The organism is Zooshikella harenae, assembly GCF_018837975.1.
GTDB lineage: Bacteria > Pseudomonadota > Gammaproteobacteria > Pseudomonadales > Zooshikellaceae > Zooshikella > Zooshikella harenae.
Genome location: NZ_JAGSOY010000012.1, coordinates 28,984 through 45,410, shown reverse-complemented (window position 1 = coordinate 45,410; position 16,427 = coordinate 28,984). Strand labels below are relative to the sequence as shown.

Below are 16,427 nucleotides of genomic sequence, written 5' to 3'. Positions count from 1 at the left end.
CCCCTAATGGTTTACATTTCTATCATGAACAAGCTTTGCAGCAATATTTTGACCATGCTGGCTGACAGGCAGAACTTCAATAGTCCGAGCCCCTTGCTGATACTGCAAGGTGAGCTTAAGATCGGCAGGGGGTAAAAAACCAGTCCCACGTTCAGGCCACTCAATCATGCATAAGGCGGACTGGTTAAAGTATTCACGCCCCCCTAAAAGTTCTAACTCTTCAGGATCACCCAAACGATAAAGATCAAAATGATAGACAACTTGTCCTGATACCAGGTTATATGGTTCTACTAAAGTATATGTTGGACTTTTTACAGCGCCATCATGCCCCATTTGCTGCAAAACTCCCCTACATAATGTGGTTTTACCTGCACCTAAATCCCCATAAAGAAAAATAACACCCTTGCCCCCACTTGCTTTGGCGAGCTGTTGTCCAAAGCCAATAGTTGCAGCTTCATCTATTAACAGAATAGTCTGCCCAGAAGTCATTGTTCCTCACTTCCCGTGACTAATTGATTCAAAAGATGGCGAGCTTCTGGTATAATCTCTGTCGCTCTAAGCCCCCACTCTCCAAACTCAGCCGCAATCACATCAGCAGCCGTTGCATGCAACCACACGCCCAGTTTTGCCGCCTCACAAGGTGGTAGCCCCATCGCTAAAAAGGCACCTAACATACCACTTAGCACATCACCCATACCACCAGATGCCATACCTGGATTTCCATCAGGGCAAACCCATACTTGCTCACCATCACTCACCAAACTACCTGCTCCCTTTAGCACAACTGAGGCTTGAAAGGTCTTACAAAGACGATCAATTGCCGTAAAACGATCCTGCTGAACAGATGGTGTACTTTCTCCCAGTAACCTACTGGCCTCACCTGGATGAGGTGTTAGTAGCAACTGCTTACTGTTACAGTGCAAGGTATCACTCTGTTGAGCCATTAGGTTAAGGCCATCTGCATCGACTAATAAAGGCAACTTAACTTTCAGTGCAGTTTTGAGTACAGCCATACCCCAGTCATCTTTACCAAGACCAGGGCCAATTACGATAGCCGTCTTATCAACCAATAATGCTTCAAGGTGTAGAGGGTCATCGATAGCATGTACCATTACTTCTGGCGTTCTTGCCTGAATGGCTGCAGCATGATGAGCCAAGGTTGCAACTGTAACCAGCCCAACCCCCATACTTAGTGCAGCTTCAGCAGCCATAGTGACCGCACCCGCCATACCTGCTCCACCACCAATAATAAGTAAGTGTCCAAAAAGCCCTTTATGAGCACACCGAGCACGTGGCAATAACACCGGACCTATCGTTTGATCGCTCAGCTGCCAAACTTTCGTAGACACAGAATCAAAAACTGAATCAGGCACATTTAGACTGGCATATACCAATTCTCCACAGTAGTCAGGAGCCACCCCCGTTAGCAGTCCTCTTTTCATGCCGATAAAACTTACTGTTAGGCTCGCTTTTATAGCTATACCTAGCACTGAACCTGTATCTGCACATAATCCAGAGGGAATATCTATCGCCAAAATAGGTCTGTTTGCTGCATTGATATGCTCAATAATCGCTAAATAGGGATCACGAACGGCACCAGACAACCCCGTTCCAAGCAATGCATCGACCAAAATATCACCATCTATTTTGGTCGATGCATCATATGGCGTCAAAATAATGTCAAACTGTTGGCACCACTCATAGGCTAAAAGTGCATCTCCTTGCAAGCACTCCTTCGGAACTGCCATGATGGCTTCTGCAGTAAAGCCAGCCTGAGCTGCAAGCCCTGCGACAATGTAGCCATCACCACTATTATTACCACCCCCACAAAAAACCTGAATCTTGCAGGCGGGCTGTTGAGAGATTAAGCGTTGCTGTTGCGATCTTAAGTGCCAGTGCGCAATCATAGCGCGATATGCAGCTTTACCTGCACGCATCATTAACTCAAAGCCCGCAATGCCTTGCTCAGAGATTACAGCATTATCTAATTTTCTAACCTGTTCTGCGGTAAAGAGTGGCTGTGGTAAACTATGGTTCATACGTTTGCATCCCCCAAGCGTAGCTAGAAAGCCCTGTTGCAATTATACGTTGACTGTAGTCTTTATCTAGCACTTAAAACGTTGACACTCGCTTAAGATGTGGGTTCCCCAGATAAGTAAATATTCACTTCCACTACACAAGTGGTCATTGATGAATAGTTATACTGTCGTTCTCCATAGGTCCCACCCTAATTTACGAGTCTCAAGAAATTCATAATCAGGATTTGCTAGCTTCTGCCAGTCTCAAACCCTATACCAGCTAAATGCATAGTAGTGAGAAAGCATGACAAACACAGCCTCCCAACAAACTGACTTTGTCTTGCTGGCTAAACAGATTAAGCAGTGGGCAAGAGAGCTTGGCTTTCAGGATGTAGGAATTACAGGTATTGACCTGAGCGAGCATGAAGTTTACTTGAAAAAGTGGTTAGCGAATGGCTTCCATGGCGAGATGAACTACCTGGCAGACCATGGCAATAAACGCAGCCGTCCTAATGAGCTAGTGCCTGGTACGATCAGTATTATTTCCGTCAGAATGGATTACTTACCAGGTGATACCCAGGCGGTTAAAGTTCTGCAAAACTCTTCACAAGCATACATTTCACGCTACGCCCTGGGCCGCGACTACCATAAAGTCATTCGCAAGCGCCTGGCTAAACTTGCTAATAAAATAACTGATTCTGTTGGTAACTTTGGCTATCGTGCATTTGCCGACTCCGCCCCGGTACTGGAAAAAGCAATTGCAGAAAACGCAGGGTTAGGCTGGATTGGTAAGAATACGCTGGTCCTTAACAGTAAAGCAGGCTCTTGGTTCTTTTTAGGAGAGCTTTATACTAATCTTCCTCTACCAACCGATCCCCCCCAAGCCACCAAACACTGTGGAAGTTGCCAAGCCTGCCTGGACATATGTCCAACTGACGCATTCGTCGGGCCATACCAACTGGATGCTCGTAAATGTATTTCTTATTTGACTATTGAGTTGAAAGGATCAATTCCAGAAAACCTCCGCTCTAAAATTGGCAACCGTGTTTTTGGCTGTGATGACTGCCAGTTGGTATGCCCCTGGAATAAATTTGCCAAGCCAACTCAGGAAACCGACTTCCTGCCACGGCACACGTTGGATAGCAGCGATCTAACTACTTTGTTTTTATGGACTGAGGAGCAGTTTCTCACTTATACCGAGGGTTCACCAATACGACGTACTGGATATGTAGGATGGCTTCGTAACCTAGCAGTGGGTCTCGGTAATGCGCCAACAACAGCAAAGGTTATCGCGGCACTAAAAAGCAGACTGAACTTTCCCAATGAAATGGTTCAAGAGCATGTTTCCTGGGCGCTAAGACAACATGAAATAAAAACAGAAGAGCGCTAGATATGGCTAAGGGCTAGCTATAGGCTTCTGCGCTCAACTTAGACTCACTGTTACTCTGTTTTTGCTTTCTTCGTTTTTTTAGGAGGAGCTGATAAAGGCAGCTGAATGAAGTGTTCTCGATAGTAGCGTAACTCTTCAATTGACTCATAAATATCAGCCAATGCCTGGTGACTAGCTGTTTTATTGATCCCACTAAGCACAGCAGGATTCCAGCGACGAGCTAACTCTTTTAAGGTGCTCACATCAATACTTCTATAGTGAAAGAATCGCTCCAAGTCAGGCATGTAACGGTATAGGAAGCGCCGGTCCTGGCCAATGGTATTACCACACATGGGTGACTGACCTGGCTCTACATACTGAGAAAGAAATGCAATCGTTTCAGCTTCTGCTTGTTTTTCTGTTATCAAACTCTTGCGAACTTTTGCTGTTAACCCAGAACTGCCATGCTGTTGAACACACCAGTCATCCATTAAGCTAAGATGATCATCTGGTTGATGAACGACCAGCACGGGGCCTTCTGCAATTACGCTCAACTGGTCATCAGTCACTACTGTTGCAATTTCAATGACACGATGCAGGTCTGGGTCCAGCCCCGTCATTTCCATATCAATCCAAATAAGATTATCTGCTTTAGCCATTAACCTACCTTATAACCATTGAACATGCTGGCAACTGAGTTCATAGCAGCCCTCTTGAAGCTTTTCCAACAAGAACACTTATCTTCAGTATAAAACGCACTGGGCTTAAATATAAATGCCTATAAAGTTGAACTATACTCCACGGTTCATGATAATGCGCAACTAATAGCTAAAGCAAACGCCTATGGAGAGAAAGCCGTCCACCTATGGCCAAACGTCGCCTTAACCGCCGCCAGTCCTGGCGCATTAAAAAAATTCAAGATGAGCGTGCAAAGCGCGCGAACCAGCAGCAGGAAAAGTTCCAGCAAGACTTAGCATCAGGCGAGCTTGGACTAGAGCAGCAGGGTTTGATCATTGCCCACTATGGAACTCAACTGGCTGTAGAGCCTCTTGATCAGCCGGGCAATGAGTATCGCTGCCACCTTCGTGCCAACTTACCCGCCTTAGTCACTGGAGACCATGTTGTTTGGCGAGCTGGTGCAGATAGCACAGGTGTTGTCGTTGCCGGCTTAGATCGGCACAACTTGCTATCCCGACCAGACAGCCGGCAACAGCTTAAGCCAGTCGCAGCAAACATCGACTTTATTGTCATTGTCATCGCCCCTGTGCCGGAGCCTTATGCCAATCTGATTGACCGTTATCTGGTAGCGGCTGAGATAGAAGATATAGAACCAGTATTACTGCTTAACAAAACTGACCTACTTAATAACGCAAACAGTGAAGCATTTTCACAATTATTATCCACCTATCAGCAGTTAGACTACCGAGTACTTCAGGCATCAACCCATCAGGAGCATGGTCTTGACGACTTACAAAACCTGCTTGATCAGCACACAAGTGTCTTTGTTGGCCAATCTGGCGTGGGCAAATCATCATTAGTCAACGCTTTACTACCCGATGTTGATGCCCGCGTTGGTGAACTGTCAAAACAAACAGGTAAAGGTACACACACCACAACATCAGCTAAGCTATTTCATTTTCCAACTGGGGGAAAACTTATTGACTCTCCTGGTATTAGAGAATTTGCCCTGTGGCCAATGTCAAAAATAGAGTTAGCAGAAGGATTCCGAGAATTAAGGCCTTTGATTGGACACTGTAAATTTAGGGACTGCCAGCATGAGCAAGAGCCTGGCTGTGCCTTTCTACAAGCTTTAGCGGATGGATTAATTAGTGCGACTCGACTCGCTAGCTTTGAGCACATCGCTAAAAGCTTTACCGAAACAAGTTAAACAGAGTAACTAACAGGCTCGTTTTACTCCAGCCTACTGCTGGAGTGATTCGGCATCTGGCTGGTTCTCTCTCGCACGCTGACGGACATCGTCTATATTTGACTTTTCACGCTGATCAAAGAGAGGCTGTTGAGGGCTGGGTGATGCTTGTGTCATCCGCTCTACTTTTGTTTCTGTTTGCTTACTCATAATCAAAATATCAATCCGGCGATTGACAGGGTTATAAGGGTGTTCAGGGTCAAACAGGTTAGAATCGCCAAGCCCCACTATCTGAGACACCTGCTTCTCAGGAATGCCACCATAAACCAGTGTCCTCCGCGCACTGTTTGCTCGTGCAGCCGATAGTTCCCAGTTGCCAAAATCTTCCTTTTTACTGTAGGGCGTTGCATCCGTGTGACCAGAAATACTGATTTTGTTTGGCACAGATTTAATAAGTGGTGCCAGCTCCAAAAGTACATCCTCAAAATAATATTTAAGCTGCGAATGACCACTATCAAACATAGAGCTTTTATCATCATCCACAATCTGAATACGTAACCCTTCCGGTGTTATATCCATAATCAGATTATCTTTAAAACGCCTTAACACTTCATTATCTTCAACACGCGCCTGTAACTCCTGAAATAGTGATTCCAGACGCTGCTTTTCAATTTTTTCCGCTAAAGACGTGACTTGCTCTGCGGATAAGCGGCTCCGCTGATCTTGATCCTGAATCGGAGAGCCTATTCCCTGGTCAACTACCATGGTAGGCGTCCCACCCAAATCAACTACATAAGGACTTGCCCGCTCACTCCAAGCAACAGGATCCTGAAAATAACCAGAAATCTCAATTTTTTGTTGCTCAGTTGTATTGTCCAACAACCATAACACCAAAAAGAAAGCCATCATGGCTGTTGCAAAGTCAGCAAAAGCAATTTTCCAGGAACCACCATGGTGAGCGTGACGACTCTTCCTAACTCGCTTAACGATAATGGACTCTTCACGCTTCACAGTCACATCTCCCTATACTTTCTTAGCGGGAGCGAACATGTTGCTCCAGTTCCATAAAGCTGGGACGGCTATGGGCATAGAGCGCCTTGCGCCCAAACTCAACAGCTAACGCTGGTGGCATTCCTCCTAACGAAGCGATCAAACAAGCTTTCACACACTCATAAGCATTAACCTCTTCCTGACTGATATGCTCTAATGCATGTGCCATAGGCCCAACAAAGCCATAAGCTAATAATATCCCCAGAAAAGTACCCACCAACGCAGCAGCAACATGCATACCCAACACTTCAGGCGGGCCACCTAACCCTTTCATCGTAATCACAATACCCATTACTGCAGCAACAATACCAAAGCCAGGCAGTGCATCCGCCACCTTGTTCATAGCAACTCCAGGACGGCCCAATTCTTCAGCACGGGTTTCTATTTCCATATCAAAGAGACTTTCCAACTCATGCGGCGCCATATTGCCTGAAGACATTAAACGCAAATAATCTGCAATAAACTCCGTCAAGTGAGCTTCTCTTAAAATGGCCGGATATCGGGTGAAAATAGCACTCCCAGCAGGATCATCCAGATCACTCTCAATAGCCATCATGCCATCGCGTCGACTCTTATTAAGTAGCTCAAACAACAAACCCAGAAGATCCATAAAGTAGGCCTGATTAAAGCGACTGCCAAAGAGCAGACTGGGAAATAAGCGAAGCACAGCGGCAAACACAGAAGGAGGATTAGCAATAAAAAAAGCCCCTATTGATGCGCCAGCAATGATCAGCAGCTCATAAGGCTGCCATAATGCCATAAGCTCACCATGGGATAGGACATACCCCCCAAGAACACTACCCAAGACAATAATAAAGCCTAATAATTTAAACATTTTGTATTGCCTGCTCGGTTGGCAAGAGCTTCCCTTGCACTAACTTCATTATTATGAAGTCCAACCTGTAAACATATAACGCTATCCTGTGGCTATACTTGCAGATGAGAGAACACCTGTCGGCGCAAACTGGATTACTTGTTCTCTTTTCAAGTAAAGGTCATCAACTGATATTCGACAAATTTCTTATGGATAGAGCTTCTCCCTCAAAAGGAATTCAACACTGGCAGAATCTGCTGACAAATGAGCCCTTTCCTGTTGATGCTCAAATTAAAGCCAATTTACTTGAGTTCATTCAGCAACCCAGCATTGCACTCAACGATATCGCACATCAATTTCGCCGATGCCCCATTGCCTGCTGGCATGTATTTACACGGGTTAATCAGGAAATAAAAAAAGGAACAGACCCAGTACGCCATCTTGAACAAGCCTTGAGTTTACTTGGCGTCAAGAAGCTTGCAGCACTTATTAATAACATGCCCGCCTTAACGCTTAACACCAATCATGTTAACCACCGTTTTTACTGCCGCATGATTACCTGCAGTATGCATGCGGCTTTTCAGGCAAGTTACTGGCACCAGCTTCGAGTACAACAGAAACAAACGGACGAAGTTTTTTGGTTAGCGCTATTTTTTCACGCTACCTACTGGGGATTATGGTTGTGGGCTCCTGAGGTAATGCTCACTATTGAGCGACAGGTAAGGCTCAACCACCAACAACGACAGGAGGCTGAGCGTGATGTTCTCGGCTGTACTGTCGACACCTTGCAACTAATAATGAGCAACGAGTGGAAGCTACCAGTGTTACCTATGTCGCAGCTCTCCCCTTTGTTAGCTGCCTCCCCAACACTTTGGGCCAAACTTGCACGCGTCAAGCAACTGCCACCCGAAAAGCAGCAGCGCGCAGATGCTTTTCGGCAAGAACTTGAAAATATCCCTTCGCTCAGAATTGCCTTCGCAAGCCCTGCACTTCCTGTATTACTGTGTAATCAACTGAGTTGGGAAACCAGCTTCTCTTGGCAAAGCCGACACACAAATCGAATTCTTAGGCTGCTTGCTTTCTATGCCAATAAGCCTCTCCCTCAAGCACATCATGATGCTTTTCAACAAGCCTTAAGCGCTTCTAACCTATTGTTACCTGTGATGAAACCCGCACCTCTCGCCACAGTATTTTTTGCTGAAGCTGATTTTCACTCAGTATTAACCGGTGAATCTGAAACAAAAACGAGTGACTCCTCGCCAGGGGCAAAAGGCAGAGCAAAACAACCCTCTGTTCCGCTTAAGAAAACGGCCCCACAGTCGATTCAACAGGAAGACAAGGTCACTTCTGGCAAGCAACCTCAAATCGCAGATGATAAGTTTGGCTTATGGAAAGGTAAGACAACGCAACCGACAGCAAAACAGCAAATTAGTAACGCTAAATCAGCCATTCCTCCTATCCAGGCTACGAAAAGTCAACAAAGTAAAGCTCGCCTAAACAGCAATAGTGAACACCAAAAACCACCACAATCTCCAGCTTCTCAACCAACAGCCGAAGCAAGTAAAACGCCTGAAAAAAACACAACGCCAGTAAAACAAGCACCAACGGCTAAACCACCACAAATTAAACGTAAAATTGATCTCGATAGCGTAAAAGTTAGTCTAGGGCGCTTTTCTCGCTACCCTGAGCTCTATAAAAGCCTTGGCCAATTACTGGAAGAAACGGCTAATGTATTACATGTTGCTTTAGGGTTTGAGCGTGTGGTTATCGCATTACCTAATAAGCAGCGAGACAAACTGGTTTCTCATATATCTATGAGTAACAATATTCCACTAAAGTTTTTACTTGAGCTTCCTCCAGAATCTCCCATGACACAACTACTCAATAAAGAGCAGGTTTTATGGGTCAATGCAAAAGAAGCCAACAATATTTGGTTTAAACTCCCAAGCAAGTTAAAACAGCATGTCAATACTCAGATGTTTCTACTGGCTACTTTACATACCAATAAACGCCCTATTGCAATGATTTATGCAGACTTAGGTATTTCACAAACTGAACTTACTACTAACGACCTGAAGTATTTCAACTCAGTTTGTAAAGGTGCCGCCAGAGTTTTAAAACACTTAACTCGAGGCAGAAGCCAAGTCCGTTAAAAAAACCAAATCAAACGCAATAAAAAGCACCAAAAGTTGCCAGCACAACGGTTGCATGGCATGGTTGCTGTTTAAAAATGACTAAATAAGCCTAAATAAGTACGTCTCTTGCCAGTGTGAGAATGGGTCTCTAATGAGTAACACACAAAATAACCAAATATCTGATACAAACCCCCTTCGCCATCTCCCTTTACTACTTGAGCCAGAGGAACTTGAGCCACTGCTTTCAACCCCCAACTTATTGATTGTTGACTTATCTTCAACAGAAAACTATCAGCAAGGGCATATTCCAGGTGCAGTCCACTTACCAGGAGCAGCACTACAAAGTGGTGAAGAACCAGCAAAAGGGAAGCTACCTGATATCAAAAAGCTTGAGACCATTCTTGCTGAAATTGGTTATCAGCCTGACAAGCATATTGTTGCATATGATGATGAAGGTGGTGGCTGGGCTGGTCGTCTTATCTGGACACTAGATTGTATTGGTCATCTCTACAGTTCTTATCTTAATGGTGGTCGTATCACATGGGCCGCTGAAGGCCGAACTCTATCAACTGAGCCATCACAACCTCACCCAACAGCGCCCCAATTAAAACTTCGTATAGAGCCACGCGCAGATAAAGCTTATGTGTTATCAAGCCTAGAGCAGCAGGATACGGTGATCTGGGATGCCCGTTCTCCAGCAGAGTTTCACGGTGAACAACAGTTGGCGCTGCGTAGTGGTCATATGCCAGGAGCGATTAACTTAGAGTGGACAGCGTTGATGGACCCAGACAGGCAGCTAAGGATTCGGGAAGACGCCAGCAAAATCCTCAACAACCTGGGTATAACACGTGACAAAAACGTAATAACTCACTGCCAGTCACATCATCGGTCAGGTTTTACCTATTTAGTTGCCAAAGTGCTAGGTTATCAACGGCTTAAAGCTTATGATGGCTCCTGGTCTGAATGGGGTAATGATCCAAACACCCCCATCGAACAATAGCTTCCAGACAAGTTAAATAACCTGATTATTTTCGTTTTGACTGCTTTTTGAGAGTGATCGAGTGAATAGTAAACTATTTGTTGCTTTACAACGCTTATGTCCACAACACCTGTTATCCCGCGCTGCTTATTGGGTTGCGGAAAGCCCCTCCCAACGATTTAATCAGGCTTTTATAAAGTGGTTTATAAAAAAATATAACGTCAACATGACAGAAGCAGAGCACACTGACCCTAAAGCGTATGTGCATTTCAATGACTTCTTTACCCGTGCGTTAAAAGCAGGGGCTCGACCCATTGCTGAAGATTCATCTCACTTAGTATCACCTGCTGATGGCAAAATAAGTCAACTTGGTAACATTGAGCGTGGTCAGGTGTTTCAGGCTAAAGGCCATCACTTTAGCTTATGTGAATTAATTGGCGGTGACTACGAGCTTGCACAGCAATTTAATAATGGGCACTTTGCAACCATTTATCTTTCTCCACGAGATTACCACCGTGTTCATATGCCTTACGCAGGCGAACTGGAACAAATGATTTATGTTCCAGGGCATTTGTTTTCTGTTAATGATGCAACAACAGAAGAACTACCCAGTTTATTTTCCAAAAATGAACGTGTGGTTTGCGTGTTTAAGACAGATTTTGGTCCAATGATTGTTGTTCTAGTTGGAGCCATGATTGTTGCCAGTATAGAAACTGTTTGGGCTGGTCTGGTAACCCCTCCTAGACGCATACTGCAACGGAAAAGCTACACCAAAGCGGCTAACCAACCAATTCAACTGGAAAAAGGAGCCGAACTTGGTCGCTTTAAACTAGGTTCAACGGCTATTGTACTACTACCTGAACAAGCTGCTCATTGGTTATCAGAGCTGAATGCTGGCAGTCCTGTTGTTATGGGTGAAACTATTGCCACACGAAGTGGGAAGTCTAATAACCCGTAGTACACCCTCATAACATGAGAATATTGCTTGGCTAATAATACTCAACTCTATAAGGCTACGCTTATTTTAATTAAACAGCAGAGCATGCTAGCCAAGCATTAACATTACTTTGTTTTACCAGCTTATTTAGTTAGCTATGGGAAAAATCGAAAGAAAGCACATCTGCTATTGAATGAGTACCCGCCAGCAGCATCAATAAGCGATCAACACCGAGTGCTACACCAGCACAGTCTGGTAAACCACCCCGAAGTGCAGACAATAAGTGCTCATCAATTGGATTGACTTCATAACCAAGCTCCTGGCGCTTCCCCCTATCATGCTTAAAGCGCTTTTCTTGCTCTATCGCATCAGCCAATTCGTTATAACCATTTGCCAACTCAACACCATCAATAAACAGTTCAAACCGACTTGCGACTTGCTGTCCTTCTGTGTCTAACTGGACACGAGATAATGCAGCCATAGATGCAGGAAAATCATAGACATAAACCCCCGCCAACTTGTTCTCTGCAGACCACCCCAATGAAGGCTCAATTAAATGGGTGAAAAGTAGTTCTAAAAGCGCATTACGCTCTAATCCAGAAAGTTCTGAATCCACTTTTTCTTTAACTAGCTTGGTTAACTGTTGAGTTGCAGTCCGATGGGGATTAATCCCCAAATGCTCTTCAAATAACTGCTGGTAAGAAACACGCCTTAGCTCTGTAAAATCACATACATGACTAAGCAAACCAGTGACATCATCCATTAGCTGATGGTGATCAAGCCCAACCCGGTACCACTCAAGCATAGAAAATTCAGGATTATGGCGCCCACCCGCTTCACCATTACGAAATACTTTACATACTTGATAAATATCCCCAGAACCAGCCGCTAAAAGCCTTTTCATTGCATACTCAGGTGAGGTATGAAGATAAACTGTCTTTCCTTCGAATTGACTCACTGGCTTAAAATCAGTCGAAAAGCACTCAATATGCACATCACATACAGCAGCATGAGACATTACTGGCGTTTCAACTTCTAAAACATTCTGCTGCTGAAAATAGCTACGAATTTTGCTCAATAAATTAGCTCGCAGCTTTATCGTTTCCAAAGAAGCTGTTGGCTGCCAGTCGGTTTCTGTAGTCATGGCTTATCACCCCATTAGCCAAGAAAAGATCGTGATCAAAGCTTACTTTGTGAAAATATCCCATTACTAATCGCGTTTTAGGTGCTGCGATCAAATAAAGAAATCCCATAAGCGAATCTAAGTGACTGGGTAAAATAGCCACAGCCTCCTAAAAGTGATTCACAAAGTACGATCAAAGATGCTTATTAAGCGCTGGTGTCTTTAGAGGTTACGAAACACCCTAAAATTAACACCATGCTGAGTTGATATTGTTTAAAGAGTAGCGTTTAACATGCAAGGCCGCATAAAGGAAATTACAATAATAAGAAAACCACACTATCAGTGGATTATTATTAGTAATTACGCTTATTTCATTATTAATGAAAGTGGCTTAAGGAAGCAAAAACAGTCCTCTCCACTTTCATTTAAACGCTCACTATTTATTACTTACACGGCTCACGTAATCACCCGTACGTGTATCAATCTTCAAAATTTCGCCTTGATTGATAAATAGAGGCACTTTAACCACCGCTCCCGTACTCAATGTTGCTGGCTTACTACCACCTTGAGCGGTATCCCCTTTCAAGCCTGGATCTGTTTCAACCACCTCTAACTCCACAAAGTTTGGAGGTGATACAGTGATAGGCGCGTTGTTATAAAGCGTAACTTCGTATACATCCTGCTCTTTGAGCCAGTTAATGGTATCGCCCACTGCTTTTTTATCAGCAGCATACTGTTCGTAAGAACCATCTGTGAGCATAAAGTGCCAAAACTCACCATCGGTATAAAGATACTCCATTTCTTTATCAACCACGTCGGCAGCTTCTAGAGACTCACCTGATTTAAAGGTTCTTTCCCAAGCCCGGCCAGAGTTCAAATTACGAAGTTTGACTCGGTTAAATGCTTGCCCCTTGCCAGGCTTTACAAATTCGTTTTCTAAAATTACACAAGGCTCATTCTCCAATAAGACTTTGAGACCTGAGCGAAATTCATTGGTAGAATAGCTAGCCATATTTCCTCACCAATAGATTATTTGAGAGCCTATGATAACGCGAACAGCAGCCTATGTGCAGGGTAGTCGCTGGCAACAAACTCTTTCAGAATCAATTACCAATCCACATGAACTGTTCGAACTACTTGGCTTAGATGCCGACCTACTTCCAGCAGCTTTAGAGGCAAGTGGTTCATTTCCACTGAGAGTGCCCCACCCTTTTTTACAACGTATGTGCAAGGGCGAAATCAATGACCCACTCTTACAACAGGTTTTACCTACTGCAGCTGAGCTCATTTCCACAGCAGGTTATAGTGTAGACCCTTTAGTAGAGCGCCCCAAAAACACTCAAAAGGGAATTATCCACAAGTATAGTGGTAGGGTATTACTGGTTGTAGGCAGCACCTGTGCCGTTAACTGTCGATACTGCTTCCGACGTCATTTTCCCTACGAGGAAAATCGGTTAAATAAACGCCAGTGGCAGGAGGCGCTGGATTATATCACCAAAGACGACACAATTCGTGAAGTTATTTATAGCGGAGGCGATCCATTAGCCTTAAATGATCAAAGGCTTAAATGGTTAACAGAGTCAATTGCTGAAATACCACATGTTGAGCGGTTAAGAGTACATACTCGACTGCCAATTGTTATTCCTGAGCGTGTTTGTACAGAGTTATTAGACTGGCTGACATCAACTCGCCTTAAGACACTCGTCGTAGTTCACTGCAACCATCCAAATGAAATCGATGACAATGTGGGTTATGCACTCCAACAACTTCAACAATCAGGCTGCATGGTACTCAATCAAACAGTTTTGCTTAAAGGTGTGAATGATAACCCAGAGGTACTCATCAAATTGAGTGAAAAGCTCATATCGTGGGGGGCATACCCTTACTATTTGCACGTTCTGGATAAAGTACAGGGTGCTGCGCACTTTGATATAGACCACACCACAGCACAGCGTATTGTTGGTCAAATGATGAAACTGGGAAGCGGCTACCTGATACCTAAACTTACCATCGAGCAAGCAGGTGCTGCCAGTAAACTTCCTCTTCAGCCTTTACTCTAGCGCCTCCAATACTCAGTTTAATAAACTTCTCACTCATGCCTTATCAAATATGACATCACTTCACTCTCAGCCCCTAAAAATAGGCATAAAGTGAGTTCAACAGTATTGTCATCCTTATCATATACAACTGATGTCTTACACTTAATATTCAGTATAACCGCCACAGTCGTCAAATGTGGTCTATATAATTAGTAAGAACGTTCGATGATAATCTGTTTACAATGTAGTTTACTAAATGAGCACTCATCAATCGCTTGATTTAAAAGTACCCAAGCAATGTCGAACTAGCCTGACATTTGCAGATGCATCACCAGATGCAATCGAGACCTGGCTAACTGACTTGCCAAAAGCCAATTTAGGGGTGATGGCCAAGCAGTTGTATAACGCCTTACAAGAAGTAAATCAGTTGCAAATATCCTATGCTCCGCGCTTCGATATTATGGAACTCTTCAGGCCACAGTGTTATTACGTCTGTGACCAGCTTGGCAAGCACTTTTTAGGGCATTCAATTGTTCTCACAGAGCAGCAGCGAAAAATAGCCAATTTAGCCCAGACCATTCAGTACCAACTCACAATTGGTTATAAGCATATTGTCCGAGATATGCTGCTTGGTGGTAAAAGGCCAGAAGGCAGCAAAGAGTTATTGGTAAACGCCACTCACCGAGCAATGAGTGATACTTCTCACACCCTATTACGTGCATACCAGCTCTACTGCCCTATCCCCAAAAATTTGTGGCATGAGTTACATCAGCTTTATCGATTAGCCGAATCGCTTCAGTTGCTTCAACAAGTCGTGAGTGATCCTCAAAACTCCTTTATCCACGACTACACAATTGAAGCCAATTACAAGCGCATGCTATTACTTGCTTGTAGCAGGCCTAACCAAGTACGCCAGGGAGATTTATTACAAATCTTTAATGCTCTTGAGTACTGGACTGATGCTGTCGTATTAGGTCCTGCCCGAGACAACATTCCAACAACCTTTATCATCGATTTAGAAAGTGATATGGGTCCAGCCTATCGCGCACTCTACAGTAAAACACTAAAAACCCATCATCGAGCGCTTGAGCCAACCGAACTAACGGAAACGATCAATTTATTTCTAAAAGACCCTGATGAGTGTGAACTAACAATCCCCAAAGCCATCAGTAAAGAGTTACTTTTACACCTGTCTCATGCTTGGGGCCCCATACAAAAACGAACTTTCAAACGTATACCTGCAAGTGGCACGCTTGAGCTGTCTGTTGGGCTGACAGCAACTCACTACTACTTATGTGGTAAACAAGAATTTCGTCTCTGGCTAGAGGTTCAGCATGTAGCAGATCATATTCCTGAACGCCAAAAAGAGCGATTTGATAAAAAAGAATATGATGTATGGTCTCCAGCATTTGATGCCCGCCATAACGAACAGCGAGTACTGGCCAAAGATGAAGCTAATATTTCCTATACCCCAGAAGAAGAAAGAAAACACAAACCCATCTTTCCAGTCTTTAGTGCTAATTTATTAAATACCAGTCCTGGTGGCTACTGTGTCAGCTGGCAAGGCCATCTTCCACAACACTTGCAAACAGGAGAACTGCTGGGTATACACGAAGTTGAGTACAACTCATGGAACTTGGCCATTATCCGCTGGCTCCACCTTGAAGCTGAAAATCAGGTAGAACTTGGTATCGAACTGCTGACGTGCAATGCTCGCCCTTGTGCAATGTGCCTTTTGCGAAAAATAGAAGATAGTAGCCAGTATATGCGTGGTTTTTTTGTACCAGAAATTAAAGCTCTCGACCAGCCTGCCTCACTGATAACACCACGTATTCCCTTTCAGGTAGGACACAAAATAAAAGTTAACCTTGATGGTGTCATTCATAAAGCTCAACTTACCAATCTGCTTCTTTCCACCTCAAGTTTCAATCAGTTTGAATTTCACCTAACGGATCTAGACTCCTCTATCAACAAGCAACCAAGTACTCACAAACCAAAAAATAAAGATGATGATGACGAATTTGGGGGAATTTGGGATATCCTTTAATGAACTTATTTTTATGTGAACTGCTACTCTATAGATGTGTGACAAACCG

General features: G+C 44.1%; 14 protein-coding genes. 7 read left to right on the top strand and 7 right to left on the bottom strand.

The window, feature by feature from the left end; all coding sequences use genetic code 11:
* Window positions 1–3: 3 nt before the first annotated feature.
* Both tsaE and KCG35_RS07460 read right to left on the bottom strand, forming a co-directional pair.
* Window positions 4–489, bottom strand: a complete 486-nt coding sequence (tsaE, locus tag KCG35_RS07465) for a tRNA (adenosine(37)-N6)-threonylcarbamoyltransferase complex ATPase subunit type 1 TsaE (RefSeq protein WP_215819059.1) — start codon at window positions 487–489, stop codon at window positions 4–6.
* The gene (locus KCG35_RS07460; protein WP_215819058.1) at window positions 486–2,039 is read right to left on the bottom strand and encodes an NAD(P)H-hydrate dehydratase; all 1,554 of its coding nucleotides are present in this window, start codon (window positions 2,037–2,039) and stop codon (window positions 486–488) included. Before KCG35_RS07460 ends, tsaE begins: the two co-directional genes overlap by 4 nt.
* Window positions 2,040–2,322: 283 nt before the next feature.
* On the opposite strand from KCG35_RS07460, the gene queG reads away from it, so the two are divergent.
* A complete protein-coding gene (queG, locus tag KCG35_RS07455) occupies window positions 2,323–3,408 on the top strand; it encodes a tRNA epoxyqueuosine(34) reductase QueG (protein ID WP_215819057.1) in 1,086 nt (361 codons plus the stop codon).
* Between the two features lie 50 nt (window positions 3,409–3,458).
* On the opposite strand, the gene orn is transcribed toward queG, so the two are convergent.
* Window positions 3,459–4,046 (bottom strand): oligoribonuclease, encoded by a 588-nt coding sequence (gene orn / locus KCG35_RS07450; protein WP_215819056.1) that lies wholly within the window; start codon window positions 4,044–4,046, stop codon window positions 3,459–3,461.
* Window positions 4,047–4,252: 206 nt separating this feature from the next.
* Here orn and rsgA point away from each other — a divergent pair, with 206 nt between their 5' ends.
* On the top strand, window positions 4,253–5,275 hold the full coding sequence (gene rsgA, locus KCG35_RS07445; RefSeq protein ID WP_215819055.1) for a small ribosomal subunit biogenesis GTPase RsgA: 1,023 nt from the start codon (window positions 4,253–4,255) through the stop codon (window positions 5,273–5,275).
* Window positions 5,276–5,308: 33 nt separating this feature from the next.
* Here the strand turns inward: rsgA and motB are convergent, their stop codons facing one another.
* Both motB and motA read right to left on the bottom strand, forming a co-directional pair.
* On the bottom strand, window positions 5,309–6,265 hold the full coding sequence (gene motB / locus KCG35_RS07440; RefSeq protein ID WP_215819054.1) for a flagellar motor protein MotB: 957 nt from the start codon (window positions 6,263–6,265) through the stop codon (window positions 5,309–5,311).
* A gap of 22 nt (window positions 6,266–6,287) precedes the next feature.
* The gene (gene motA / locus KCG35_RS07435; protein ID WP_215819053.1) at window positions 6,288–7,139 is read right to left on the bottom strand and encodes a flagellar motor stator protein MotA; all 852 of its coding nucleotides are present in this window, start codon (window positions 7,137–7,139) and stop codon (window positions 6,288–6,290) included.
* A gap of 104 nt (window positions 7,140–7,243) precedes the next feature.
* Between motA and KCG35_RS07430 the strand changes: the two genes are divergently transcribed.
* The 3 genes from KCG35_RS07430 to asd all read left to right on the top strand — a co-directional run bounded on the left by KCG35_RS07430 (window position 7,244) and on the right by asd (window position 11,190).
* Window positions 7,244–9,271, top strand: a complete 2,028-nt coding sequence (locus KCG35_RS07430) for an HDOD domain-containing protein (RefSeq protein WP_215819052.1) — start codon at window positions 7,244–7,246, stop codon at window positions 9,269–9,271.
* 133 nt (window positions 9,272–9,404) lie between these two features.
* Entirely contained in the window at window positions 9,405–10,253 is an 849-nt protein-coding gene (locus KCG35_RS07425; protein WP_215819051.1) for a sulfurtransferase, read from the top strand.
* Window positions 10,254–10,314: 61 nt separating this feature from the next.
* Entirely contained in the window at window positions 10,315–11,190 is an 876-nt protein-coding gene (gene asd / locus KCG35_RS07420) for an archaetidylserine decarboxylase (protein ID WP_215819050.1), read from the top strand.
* 130 nt (window positions 11,191–11,320) lie between these two features.
* Here the strand turns inward: asd and epmA are convergent, their stop codons facing one another.
* Window positions 11,321–12,313 carry an elongation factor P--(R)-beta-lysine ligase gene (gene epmA, locus KCG35_RS07415; RefSeq protein WP_215819049.1) on the bottom strand — a complete coding sequence of 331 codons (993 nt, stop codon included), beginning with the start codon at window positions 12,311–12,313 and terminating at the stop codon, window positions 11,321–11,323.
* Window positions 12,314–12,728: 415 nt separating this feature from the next.
* The gene (gene efp / locus KCG35_RS07410; protein WP_215819048.1) at window positions 12,729–13,304 is read right to left on the bottom strand and encodes an elongation factor P; all 576 of its coding nucleotides are present in this window, start codon (window positions 13,302–13,304) and stop codon (window positions 12,729–12,731) included.
* Between the two features lie 31 nt (window positions 13,305–13,335).
* Between efp and epmB the strand changes: the two genes are divergently transcribed.
* On the top strand, window positions 13,336–14,352 hold the full coding sequence (gene epmB / locus KCG35_RS07405; protein ID WP_215819047.1) for an EF-P beta-lysylation protein EpmB: 1,017 nt from the start codon (window positions 13,336–13,338) through the stop codon (window positions 14,350–14,352).
* A gap of 235 nt (window positions 14,353–14,587) precedes the next feature.
* Window positions 14,588–16,378, top strand: coding sequence for a cyclic-di-GMP receptor FimW-related protein (locus KCG35_RS07400; protein WP_215819046.1), 1,791 nt, complete (start codon window positions 14,588–14,590; stop codon window positions 16,376–16,378).
* Window positions 16,379–16,427: the final 49 nt, after the last annotated feature.